The following is a 12167-nucleotide window of genomic DNA, read 5'->3' as shown; positions in this document are numbered from 1 at the left end:
TGAATTTGCTTATTTACACGAACGCAATCACGTTAGAATTATCTTGGACCTCTTGAAGAATGGCCTGTTGAACCACCACCACCGCCGCCACCTGACGGAGCGCTGTAACTTCTTGATGGCGCACTGTAACTTGGCGCGCTGTATGTCCGGCTAGGCTGGCTATACGATTCGGACCTGGTAGGTGCTGAATAGCTGCGGGTTGGCGCGCTGTAATCAGATTGGCTTCTTGAAGGTGCACTGTATGACGGTGCGCTGTAAGAGCTTGTTCCTCTTGTAGACCTTGGCGACGCGTAGCTGCCTGTGTTGGCATTTCCATCTGAGTAATTACTTGCACCGGCTGAACGTGGACGGGAATAATAAACATTATTTCCTTCGCTCGCGCCCCTTGAACTATAAGTCTCAGCGCTGGTTCTTCCGCCAACATTACCTGCATCACCTCTGCCATAAGATCTTGCTGATCGGGGAGAAGAATAAGTATCATTAGCCGAAATCGTGCTGGATCCTCTTCTACCGTTCCGATCACCGCCACTTGTTGCAGCTGATCTTGAAGAATTTACAAAGTTCGAATTGTAACGTTCGCTGCTGCGTGAGCTTCTGCTGTTATCCGCAACCCGCGGTCCGTAAGTTCTTGAAACGCCTCTGTCATAATTGTTATTAACTACAACAACCGGACGGCTGTAAGCCCATGGTGAATATCCGTAGCCACCGTAGTAGCTGTCGTAGCCACCGTAGCCATAACCTCCATAACCACCGTAACCCCAAGGACTATAACCAAATGGCGAGTATCCGAAAGAATTATAGCCGAATGGATCATAATAACCCATCATATTACCGTAGCCATACATGCTGTTAAAGCCCCATGGCGAATAACCCATTCCCATCATAGAACCCATCCCCATCATAGATCCCATACCCATTCCGAAGCCGATGTAAGGACTCATTCTGAATGAATTGCCAAATCCCAACCGGAAACCGATTGAGGTACCTGGCCAGTAAGAGCCGAGGTTGCTATAATAAGGATTATTGAATGCGCTGGCCTGGTTGTAGCCATCCACAAAACCGGCATTGTAGCCGACATCATTTGAAATAGTGCGTTTTACGCTGCGGGATGAGAGATAATTTTCGTCGTAATAGTCGCTGGTGCCTTGCTCTGAATTTTTACCGGTATAAGTGTAGTCCGGATTATCAGAACGGGAATATTCTTGATCTGCACCTGCTCCTCTTGTCACAACTCCGACACCGGGGTTACCACCGTAAAGGTCGTCATAACCACCTGCCGAACGCGAAACATTTTGAGTGTTAGTACATCCCCAAGCTCCCAACAACACCAGCAAAGAAAGATTTTTTGCTTTATTGATCGTACTCATGGCTTCAAAGGATTTAAATGTTTGTTGCTAATATATATAAAATTTCGTTCCATATAGTATGTAAACGGGCGTCACAATACATTAATTCCAAAGTTAACATAAAAAACTATCTTTGCAACTCGTCGAAAAGAGGTGTCTCAATAGTGATTTTTTCCATTTCAATTATCAAATAATCCTAATAATGAGTAAAGGACTGCCAACACGAAGTGAAAACTACTCCGAATGGTATAATGAATTAGTCAAAAGGGCCGATTTGGCCGAAAACTCTGCGGTTCGGGGCTGTATGGTGATCAAGCCGTATGGTTATTCGATCTGGGAAAAGATGCAGCGCGCACTGGACGATATGTTCAAAGAAACAGGACATACCAATGCTTACTTCCCGCTATTTATTCCCAAATCCTACCTGAGTAAGGAAGCCTCACATGTGGAAGGCTTTGCGAAAGAGTGCGCGGTTGTTACCCACTATCGATTAAAAAATGACCCCAACGGAAAAGGTGTAATAGTAGATCCTGACGCCAAGCTGGAAGAGGAACTGATTGTTCGGCCGACCTCCGAAACCGTTATATGGAGTACTTATAAAAACTGGATTCAATCCTATCGCGACCTGCCTTTGCTGATCAATCAATGGGCGAATGTGGTACGCTGGGAAATGCGTACCCGGCTTTTTCTGAGAACCGCAGAATTCCTTTGGCAGGAAGGACATACAGCGCATGCAACTTCTGCTGAGGCGATTGCGGAGACAAAACAAATGCTGGAAGTCTACGCGCAATTCGCCGAAGAATGGATGGCGCTGCCGGTTGTGAAAGGTGTTAAAACTGCAAACGAACGTTTTGCCGGTGCGGAAGATACCTATTGCATTGAAGCATTAATGCAGGATGGAAAAGCTTTGCAGGCAGGAACATCGCACTTTTTGGGACAGAATTTTGCCAATGCATTTGATGTGAAATTCCAGGATAAGGACGGCAAACTGGAATATGTCTGGGGAACTTCCTGGGGCGTAAGTACCCGCCTGATGGGTGCGCTCATCATGGCACATTCCGACGACAGCGGCCTGGTTTTACCTCCGAAACTGGCGCCCATCCAGGTAGTGATTGTTCCGATTTATAAAAATGAAGAGCAGCTTGAACAGATTTCTGCAAAAGTGGCGGAGATCGTGAAAGCGCTGAAAAAATTGGGTATCAGCGTCAAATATGATAACAGTGACGCTTACAAACCTGGCTATAAGTTTGCTGAGTATGAATTAAAAGGCGTACCGGTGCGGCTGGCGATGGGTGCCCGTGATTTGGAAAATGGTACCGTGGAAGTAGCGAGAAGAGATACAAAAACGAAGGAAACCGTTTCCATCGAAGGCATTGACGGATACATTCAATCCCTGCTGGACAACATTCAGGAATCTATATATAATAAGGCCCTGGCTTTCAGGGAAGAGAATACTTTCAAGGCAGATACCTTTGAAGAATTCACCCAAATCTTGGACACAAAAGGTGGTTTTGTGCTCGCGCATTGGGACGGTACTTCCGAGACAGAAGAAAAAATCAAGGAGGAAACCAAGGCCACTATACGCTGCATCCCGCTGAATCAGGAGCAGGAAAGCGGGGTTTGCATATACACAGGCAAAGCATCTGCTGGCAGGGTTGTTTTCGCGAGAGCGTACTAACTTTATTTTCCGGGTGCGAATCTTGAAGACCCGGTCATTTTTAACCATTTAAGAAAAACACAATGAAGCAGGCACAGGCAGGGGACCAGGTTCAGGTCCACTATAAAGGCACATTACCCGACGGACAACTTTTCGATTCATCCGAGGGACGCGATCCGTTACAGTTCACATTGGGCAGCGGTCAGGTAATTAAAGGTTTTGATGATGGCGTTACCGGAATGGAAGTGGGCGATAAAAAGACCATTCACATTCCAAATGAAGAGGCTTACGGCCCGATCAATAAGGATATGATCATCAACTTCGATCGTAAACAAATTCCGGCCGAAATTCCCCTGGAAATCGGCGGTACGTTGAATATGCACCAGGACGGAAACGGTCAGGTGATTCAGGTGGTGGTGCGTGAAGTGGGCGATGAAATCGTCGTACTGGATGCCAACCATCCACTAGCCGGCCAGGATCTGATATTTGAACTGGAACTGGTAGGAATCAACTAGTATAATAAAGAAGGCTGACCACTTGGTCAGCCTTTTTCATTTGGCCCACTTCAAGCTGAATGCTTCCGGCTTGCCGCGATTGATTTTTAATAAAACTTGCCGCGCAGCCAGATCGTGCAACATTCTCTCCGCACGCTTTTCCGAAATGTTGATAATTTTGGAAAATATTTTTGCCGTCACAGAATCGGTCTCTTTGAGGTAAGTAATCAATGTCTTCACGTGCTTATTAGAGAGCAACTTTTCGGTTTCAGTATCGCCATCCCCATAAAGCAATAGCCTCGGTATCGGAATGCTTTTGTCTTTTACCCGAATATAAATGATGCGGTCACCCCGCTCATTAACAGCATAATGTGGTTTGCTTTCACTTTCGGCCACTTCGATCCAGAGCAACTTTTTCCCGTCCAGCAATTCTGATTTAATACGGATCAAAATCTGTGGCTCGATCAAATCACGGGTTGCTTTTTCCAGCTTTTCCAGTTCCCGCAGTTCTGATCCTACGCCGAGTAATGCACCATTGTCCATCACGCCCACCAGCAGATTTCCGCCAGCGGTATTAGCAAATGAAACCAGGGTTTTGGCAATTTTAAATGGACTATCAATCGTCCTTTTGAACTCGACGGTGAGCCCCTCCCCTTCCTGAATGATCTGAAATATTCCTTTACTCATCAATTTATATTAACCCGTATTTTTTGCCCGGCAGGGACCTGACCATTCCCTGAAATTCCAGGTTTAGCAAGATCGATGCCAGCTTGTTCAAATGCATTCCCGACTGCCAGGCCAGCTCGTCGATCTGCAATGTTCCTTTTTGTTTTAAAATAGCCAAAACCTGCCCTTCGTCCTGGGTGAAACCATCAAAGCTAACCGGCTCTGAAACAGGAACGACTGTTTCAACCGGATCATTTAAACTCCAACCCAGCGAAGTGGCCATATCTTCAACCGAAGTAAAAATCGTTGCCTTATGGTCCCGGATAAGCTGGTTGCATCCTTCCGACTGATTACTTCCGATCATACCAGGCACGGCAAATACTTCGCGGTGATAGTTTTGAGCAAACTCTACGGTGATCAGGCTTCCTCCTTTTTTACCAGACTCCACAACCAATGTAACATCACTCAGACCTGCAATAATTCGGTTCCTGGCCGGAAATCGCATAAAATCCGGTTTGGTACCCAGCACATTCTCTGTCACCAGCCCCCCATTTTCCTGCATTTCCATCGCAGTCTTTTTATGTGAAGAAGGATAAAGCACGTCGATCCCCGTCGCCATCACGCCGATTGTCGCCAGACCATTTTTCAAACACGCCCGGTGCGCGGTAATGTCTACGCCATAAGCCAGACCGCTGACAATGAGCGCCTGATATGGCACCAAATCTTTTATCACAGCCTCGGTGACCGCCTTTCCATAATCACTGATCTGCCGCGTCCCGACAATCCCGACAGTCCTGCCAACATTGAAATCAATGTCGCCGTGAGAATATAAAACAACCGGGGCATCGTAAAGTGGTTTTAGTCGGGCGGGATAAGTGGGATCGGAGAAAAAATGAAGCGTCACATTCCCGTCCATACATTTCTGGAATTCCTTTTCTGCAAGCGCAAGATGACTCTTGTCAAGTACCGCTTTAACAACTTTATCCCCTATTCCCGGGATCTTAATGAGCTTTTTGTAGTCGGCCTGAAAAACATTTGCGGGACTGCCGCAGTAGCTGATAAGCTGGCGAATGGTAACCGAGCCAATTCCCGGAGTGTGGATTAATGCGAGGATACAGACCTTGTCTGTGTCGGAGGTGGGTAACATATATAGTGTGTTTTGAGTAAAAACCTTCCTGAAATACCCTGGCACAAGATTTGTCCCTATACGTCAAAAAGTAGTACCTCAAAAATAATAATAATACTCAAAGAGTATATGGAAAATTTACAAACTGAAAACCCTGCGACAGAACAGCATTTTGAAGGCATGGGAGCAACTTGTTATCCCGAAGGCGTTTTTTACAGAGTGTGGGCGCCGCATGCTGAAAAAGTGTTCGTAATCGGTAGTTTTAATGACTGGAATGAAACCGCAAATCCGCTTAATCAGGAAGAAAACGGACATTGGGGTGCATTAATTGAAAATTCAAAAGAAGGTGACGAGTACAAATTTTTGCTGCAAACCCCGGCGGGTGCTTTGCACAGAAATGATCCATACGCACTGAAAATGACCAATTCGGCCGGTAACTGCGTAGTTTACAATCAGCAGTCATTTGACTGGCAGAATGTTTCATTTCAAATCCCAAGCTGGCACGAGATCGTTATTTATGAGTTGCATGTCGGGACTTTCCATGTGAAAGAGGGCGAGCATGTAGGTACATTGTATACTGCGATTGAAAAGCTGGGTTATCTGAAAGATATGGGTTTCAATGCAGTGGAATTGATGCCTTGCTCAGAATTTCCGGGTGATAAATCGTGGGGCTATAATCCCGCGAACCCCTTTGCGATAGAATCGGATTACGGCGGGCCGGATGGATTGAAAGCTTTTGTAAAAGCGGCGCACGAAGCTGGAATCGCAGTGATTCTGGATGTGGTTTACAACCACTTTGGGCCATCTGATCTTGATTTGTGGCAGTTTGACGGTTGGAGCGAAAATGACGGCGGGGGTATCTACTTTTATAATGACTGGAAAGCCGAAACGCCCTGGGGAAGCACCCGTCCGGACTACGGTCGCGGCGAAGTTCGTCAATATATCCACGACAATGCCATGATGTGGCTGAGAGATTATCAAGTCGACGGTCTGCGCATGGATATGGTACCTTACATCCGTAATGTGAAAGCCGACGGAAATCCTGGAAATGATTTACAGGAAGGTATTTCGCTGATGCAGTGGATCAACAAAGACATTACCGAGCAATTCCCCAATTCCATCACGATTGCGGAAGATATGCATTCGCTTGATTTTATCACAAATGATGTAGAAAACGGAGGCTTGGGCTATGGTTCTCAGTGGGATGCGGAATTCGTACATACCGTACGTGACGCAATCATCACGGCGAATGATCAGGACCGCGATATGAATAAGGTGGTCGACGCGATCATGTACCGTTACAACACGGATTCATTTCAGCGGATCATTTATACAGAATCCCATGATGAAATAGCAAATGGTCAGGCGCGGGTTGCAGAAGAAATTGCGGACGGCGACGTAGATAACTGGTACTCTAAAAAGCGTGCTGCGCTGGGAGTCGCATTGGTGCTTACCTCGCCTGGTATACCGATGATTTTCCAGGGACAACCGCTGCTGGAAGACAAATGGTTTTCAGACAGCGACCCGATCGACTGGTCACGGCTAGAAAGATTCAGCGGTTTTGCAAACCTGCATAAAGACATGATCCACCTCAGAAGAAACTGGTTTGGTGTGACCAAAGGTTTGCAGGGACAAAATGCTGAAATTATTCGGGTGGATAATGAGAAGAAGGTGATTGTGATGCACCGCTGGGCTGAAGGCGGACCGAAAGACAGCGTGATGGTGGTTTACAATTTCTCAACCGAAACCTTCTCCGACTATAAAATCGGTTTCCCAAGACCTGGAAAATGGCACATCCGATTCAATAGCGACAGCGAACATTATGACGCTGAGTTTTCAAACCAAGGTTCAGGCGATGTTGAAACTGCGGATGGAGATTTTGATGGCAAATCAGTTTATGCTTCTTTGGAAATCCCGCCTTACAGTGCACTGATTTTCTCCCAGGAAGATTAAGTAATAACATACTAACAAAAAACGAGAGGCCGGTTTCGGTCTCTCATTTTTTTTGTTATTGGATAATCCTGAATATCCGATCCCAGCGAATTTTTCCCAGCAAACTGGTTGGGTTCGGATCTATCGACATCCAGACAAAAACCGCCTTTCCTACAATGTGGTCTTTCGGCACGAAACCCCAGTAACGTGAATCTGCTGAATTATGGCGGTTATCCCCCATCATGAAAAAGTAATCCTGCTTGAAGGTGTATTCTGTGAGCGGCAGGCCATTTTGGGTGATCTTGCCATTTTCAAAAACCACATTATCATTACCGTCATAATTCTGAATGACCTCGCCATAGAGTGCAATGTTGACGTCGGTAAGCGCTACCTTTATGCCTTTTTTAGGTACGACGATTGGCCCATAATTGTCTTTATTCCAATCGATCAAATCCGAAGAAGGAAAAAGAAAAGGCTCTTTCAAACCCTTGCTCAGCAGGATCGGCTCTATCCTTTTTACAAAATCGTAGGTTTTGATTTTTGCTGCTAAATCCGGCGTCGTTTTCACAATGTAACCAGACTCATCATTGGCAGCGATTGTGTCGTCGAATGTTTCGGTGAACTGCGCATAATCCGTAATGCCATTTTTGCGGAAGATATTTTCCTCATTTACAGCGGTATTAACAGAAATAAAATACTCGTTCTGCATGCGTACCGGATTTTCCTGCGCCTTTCCATTGACATATACCTGCCCTGCCCTGATTTCAAGTTTATCACCGGCGATGCCTACACACCTTTTAATGTAGTTGGACCGCAAATCGGCCGGATGGGGATGCAGGTCGGGCAGTACATTACTATATTTCTGATAAGCCTTGGGATGCTCGACGGGCAGATTGAAAACAACCACATCGCCATTTTTAACTTCGGAAAAACCAGGTAAGCGATATTGCGGCAGCTGAATCCAATCCAGGTAAGAAGGAATCTGCGTTCCCCAGATCGTCTGGTGCGTCAACGGAACCTGCAAAGGCGTAATCGGCGTAGTTGTACCATAATTTAACCGGCTGACAAACAAATAATCTCCGACCAGCAAACTGTTTTCCATCGAAGGCGTCGGGATGACGAAGGCACTGAAAAATAGCCAGCGGATCAATGTCGCTGCAACAACGGCGAATAAAACGGAATCGAGCCACTCGCGAAGCGGTGTCTTTTTCTTCTTTTGTTCTGCGGGTTTTTGAAAAACTTCTGTGGATTGCATAGTTCAAATAATTGTCCACGCAATATAGGCGAAATCAGAATAGCAAATATTCAGTCATATTAAATTTATTTATATATAAACAAAAAAAAGGAAGCCAAATTGACTTCCTTCCTTTATGACTTAAACCGTACTTTACTCAATGACACGAAACAACCTGTTCCACCTGATTTTATTAAAAAAGCTGGTTGGGTTCGGATCGATTGACATCCATACGAAAACCGCTTTTCCTACAATGTGGTCTTTCGGTACAAAGCCCCAATATCTAGAATCGGCCGAATTGTGGCGGTTATCGCCCATCATAAAATAGTAATCCTGTTTGAAAGTATAGCTGGTAATTTCCTTCCCGCCAATTTTTATCAATTTCTCACCCACTTCCACACCTTCATTTTCCTCATAATTTTTGATCACAGGCCCATATAACGCGATATTTTCTGGCGTCAGCTGCACAGTCACTCCTTCTTTTGGCACGGTGATCGGCCCGTAGTTGTCGCGGTTCCATTTGAACTGCGAAGAGTTGGGATACAGCATCGGCTCGCTGATATCTTTGGAAGATTTCACCAACGTAATGCTTTTCACGAAATCATACGTCTTCAATTTCGCCGCGATTTCTACCGTCGTGAAAACCAGGTAACCCATCTGGTCATTTCCGGGAATGGTATCATTATAGCTTTCGGTGTAAGCATTATATTCCGAAATACCATTTTCCTTAAATACCTTGGTTTCATTCACAGAGGTAGTGGTCGCTACAAAGTATTCATTTTCCATTCTCGCCGGATTTTCCTCGGCCTTGCCATTTGCATAAACCTGTAAATCCCTCACTTCCAGCTTATCTCCCGGCAGCGCGACGCAGCGTTTAATATAATTCGTTTTCAAATCGACCGGATGCTGCAACTCAGGCGGATAGTTAAATACCACCACATCCCCGCGCTTCACTTCGCTGAAACCAGGTAGGCGGTACTGAGGTAGCTGAATTGCATCGGAGTAGGAAGGAATGTTCGTTCCCCAGATAGTCTGGTGCGTCAGCGGCACCTGCAAAGGTGTTTTCGGGGTACGTGTGCCGTAATGCAGCTTGCTTACAAACAAAAAGTCACCGACCAGCAGACTGTTTTCCATCGATGGCGTCGGGATCGTAAATGCTTCGAAAAACAGCCAGCGGATCAATGTTGCCGCGACTACTGCAAAAAGTATCGAATCAAACCATTCACGAACCGCCGATTTCTTCTTTTTATTTTGTACTGGACTGGAAGTCAATTCCCTGTTAATAGCCATGCCAAGCGCTTGTTGGGTGTTTTTAAGTATTTAATCTAAATTTTTAAGGAGGTCATTCATGCCGAAAACGCCATATCGTCCCGGCAGCCATTCTGCCGAAACCACCGCCCCCAGCGCAAAGCCTTGCCGGTTATGCGCCGTATGCGATATTTCTATGGTATCTACTTCGGATTCGTAGCGGACAATGTGCGTACCAGGAACTTCGTCGCGGCGCTCTGCGGTAATTTGCAAAAAGCCCTCTTCGTCCTCCGGTGCCAGTTTCCAGCCTTGCAGGTCTTCGGTTTCTTCAATAATGCCTTCGGCCAATGTAATTGCGGTGCCGCTCGGGGCATCCAGCTTATGAATGTGGTGCACCTCTGTCATCGAGCGCTGGTAAGCCTGACCATTCATCAGTCTCGCCAGTTGTTTATTCAGGCGAAAGAAAAGATTGACACCAATGCTATAATTCGAAGCGTAAAAGAAGGCGCCGGCTTGTTCCTTGCAAAGCTGCTCAATTTCCGTCCGGTGTTCGAGCCAGCCGGTTGTGCCGCTCACGACGGGCCAGCCTTTTTTAAGGCAGTAAGATATGTTGTCAAATGCTGCTTCGGGCGAGCTGAATTCAATAGCCACATCTACGTCCGATGCGGATAACTTGTGCATTTCATCGCGGTTTTGCACATCTATTTTTCCAACAATTGAATGTCCCCGGTCCAGGGCAATTTTTTCAATTGTCTTCCCCATCTTGCCGTAACCCAGTAATAGTATTCTCATTAACTAAATATTTGAATCGTAATCTTGTTATTTTATATTAAAAACCAGCCTCACGCCCGGTGTAGGGGTTTTCATGGCTGGCTGCTGTAATTTCGGTTCTATCCGCAATGTCAGGTCTTCCGACAAATCAAAGGTCTTCAAATGCGCTGCAACATTGGCCTCCACAATCGACAGCGAGTACAGCAGCCCGGTTACGATCAAAGCAAAACCCCGGTTTCGCCGCCAGTAATTCTTGCCCCGTGCTGCCTGGTCTTTTGTCGCTGGTAAAAGTTCGCTGCTGGTATTCAGCAAGTTTCTTACCCTCACCTGGACGGTGGAATCAATAAGCGACTTTTTCGGCTGACCGTAAGTACTGCTGCTCTTATCCAGATCAAAGAACTCCTTATAAGCATTCAAATAATCATGGTATTTCAGCGAATTCAGAAAATACACATATAAACCGCCACCGACCGCCAGGTATACAATAGGTGCTTTCCAATAGTCCCGGTTATAGATCTGCCCCATGCCGGGGATCAGTGCCATTTTTGTCGCTTTTTTGGGTATCGGATAAAATTTCGTCGAATCAACTTTAACTATTTTTAACGTATCCGTACCCAGCAAAACTGCACTATCGGCCACCACTACGGGCAAATTCTTTAAAATGACAGAATCTTTTTGAGTCGTTTTTTGCGCTGAAATCTTATGTGAAATCAGCAAAATAATGCCCAGCAAAAACCAGTTTTTCAAGTGTTATTTGAATTTAAGCGTCTCCAATATCTTGTTCAGTTCATCCTGAGAGGTAAAAGGGATCTTAATTTCACCCTTGTGCTCCTCATTACTTTTCACGGAAACCTTCGCCCCGAAAAAGGATGATAATTGGAACTGTAACGCCTTAATTTCCTGATTAATTGTTGGCTGCTTTTTGGTCTCCGTCTGGATATTGGCCATCATTCCCAATTTCCTAACCTCCTCTTCCACCTTCCTGACGGACCACCCTTCTTCAATGATCTTATTAAAAATTTTCAGCTGGCTCTGATCGCTATTAATGGTAATGATCGCCCGCGCGTGCCCCATACTGATCTGGTTATCACGCAATGCCGCCTGGATCACCGGTGGTAATTTCAAAAGCCGAATATAATTATTGACTGTCGTGCGGTTTTTACCAACCCTAACTCCCAACTCCTCTTGTTTCAGGCTACATTCCAGAATTAGCCGCTGGTAACTCAGCGCAATTTCTATGGAATTAAGGTTTTCACGCTGAATGTTCTCGATAAGCGCCATTTCCAGCATTTGCTGATCATTGGCGGTGCGGACGTAAGCCGGGATCGATGTGAGCCCGAGGGAGCGGGAGGCTTGCAAACGCCGCTCGCCGGAAATCAGCTGGTAAGAATCTTCGGAAAGCTGCCGGACAGTGATAGGCTGGATAATGCCCTGAACTCTGATGGAGTCTGCCAATTCCTGCAAAGCTTCCTGGTCAAATTTGGTCCGCGGCTGGTAAGGATTGGCTTCAATGAGATTGACGTCAATTTCGCTCATCGAACCGACTACTTCGGCGGCCGACACGCGGGAATTTGACCTGGGGGTATTTATTTTCTCGGAATCCTGCAGAAGAGCGCCCAATCCCCTGCCCAGTCCGGTCATCTTTTTTGTCTTGCTGCTATTCTCCATTTGTGGTGTCAGTTCGTGCTATTCA

Annotated in this window: 11 protein-coding genes; 3 read left to right on the top strand and 8 right to left on the bottom strand. The window is 46.0% G+C overall.

The window, feature by feature from the left end:
* Window positions 1-38: 38 nt before the first annotated feature.
* Window positions 39-1367, bottom strand: a complete 1329-nt coding sequence (locus FEN17_RS03160) for a hypothetical protein (RefSeq protein ID WP_138363846.1) — start codon at window positions 1365-1367, stop codon at window positions 39-41.
* A 181-nt stretch (window positions 1368-1548) separates the two neighbouring features.
* Between FEN17_RS03160 and proS the strand changes: the two genes are divergently transcribed.
* Window positions 1549-3024 carry a proline--tRNA ligase gene (gene proS / locus FEN17_RS03155; RefSeq protein WP_138363845.1) on the top strand — a complete coding sequence of 492 codons (1476 nt, stop codon included), beginning with the start codon at window positions 1549-1551 and terminating at the stop codon, window positions 3022-3024.
* Window positions 3025-3086: 62 nt separating this feature from the next.
* Window positions 3087-3518 (top strand): FKBP-type peptidyl-prolyl cis-trans isomerase, encoded by a 432-nt coding sequence (locus FEN17_RS03150; RefSeq protein WP_138363844.1) that lies wholly within the window; start codon window positions 3087-3089, stop codon window positions 3516-3518.
* Window positions 3519-3554: 36 nt separating this feature from the next.
* Here the strand turns inward: FEN17_RS03150 and FEN17_RS03145 are convergent, their stop codons facing one another.
* Both FEN17_RS03145 and dprA read right to left on the bottom strand, forming a co-directional pair.
* Entirely contained in the window at window positions 3555-4184 is a 630-nt protein-coding gene (locus FEN17_RS03145; protein WP_138363843.1) for an AlbA family DNA-binding domain-containing protein, read from the bottom strand.
* Between the two features lie 4 nt (window positions 4185-4188).
* Window positions 4189-5310 (bottom strand): DNA-processing protein DprA, encoded by a 1122-nt coding sequence (dprA, locus tag FEN17_RS03140; RefSeq protein WP_138363842.1) that lies wholly within the window; start codon window positions 5308-5310, stop codon window positions 4189-4191.
* A 108-nt stretch (window positions 5311-5418) separates the two neighbouring features.
* On the opposite strand from dprA, the gene FEN17_RS03135 reads away from it, so the two are divergent.
* The gene (locus FEN17_RS03135) at window positions 5419-7242 is read left to right on the top strand and encodes an alpha-amylase family glycosyl hydrolase (protein WP_138363841.1); all 1824 of its coding nucleotides are present in this window, start codon (window positions 5419-5421) and stop codon (window positions 7240-7242) included.
* A gap of 55 nt (window positions 7243-7297) precedes the next feature.
* Here FEN17_RS03135 and lepB (FEN17_RS03130) read toward each other — a convergent pair whose 3' ends face one another.
* From lepB (FEN17_RS03130) to FEN17_RS03110, 5 genes are all read right to left on the bottom strand, one after another.
* Window positions 7298-8476, bottom strand: a complete 1179-nt coding sequence (gene lepB, locus FEN17_RS03130) for a signal peptidase I (RefSeq protein ID WP_138363840.1) — start codon at window positions 8474-8476, stop codon at window positions 7298-7300.
* A gap of 132 nt (window positions 8477-8608) precedes the next feature.
* The gene (gene lepB / locus FEN17_RS03125; protein ID WP_138363839.1) at window positions 8609-9745 is read right to left on the bottom strand and encodes a signal peptidase I; all 1137 of its coding nucleotides are present in this window, start codon (window positions 9743-9745) and stop codon (window positions 8609-8611) included.
* Window positions 9746-9775: 30 nt separating this feature from the next.
* Window positions 9776-10495 carry a 4-hydroxy-tetrahydrodipicolinate reductase gene (dapB, locus tag FEN17_RS03120; RefSeq protein ID WP_138363838.1) on the bottom strand — a complete coding sequence of 240 codons (720 nt, stop codon included), beginning with the start codon at window positions 10493-10495 and terminating at the stop codon, window positions 9776-9778.
* 27 nt (window positions 10496-10522) lie between these two features.
* The gene (locus FEN17_RS03115; protein ID WP_138363837.1) at window positions 10523-11221 is read right to left on the bottom strand and encodes a DUF5683 domain-containing protein; all 699 of its coding nucleotides are present in this window, start codon (window positions 11219-11221) and stop codon (window positions 10523-10525) included.
* 3 nt (window positions 11222-11224) lie between these two features.
* Window positions 11225-12142, bottom strand: a complete 918-nt coding sequence (locus FEN17_RS03110; protein WP_138363836.1) for a ParB/RepB/Spo0J family partition protein — start codon at window positions 12140-12142, stop codon at window positions 11225-11227.
* Window positions 12143-12167 lie beyond the last annotated feature (25 nt).

The sequence above is a fragment of the Dyadobacter luticola genome, from assembly GCF_005860805.1.
Taxonomy (GTDB): Bacteria; Bacteroidota; Bacteroidia; order Cytophagales; family Spirosomataceae; genus Dyadobacter; species Dyadobacter luticola.
Note: the sequence above shows the minus strand (reverse complement) of the source record. Positions and strands in the feature narration are given on the sequence as shown.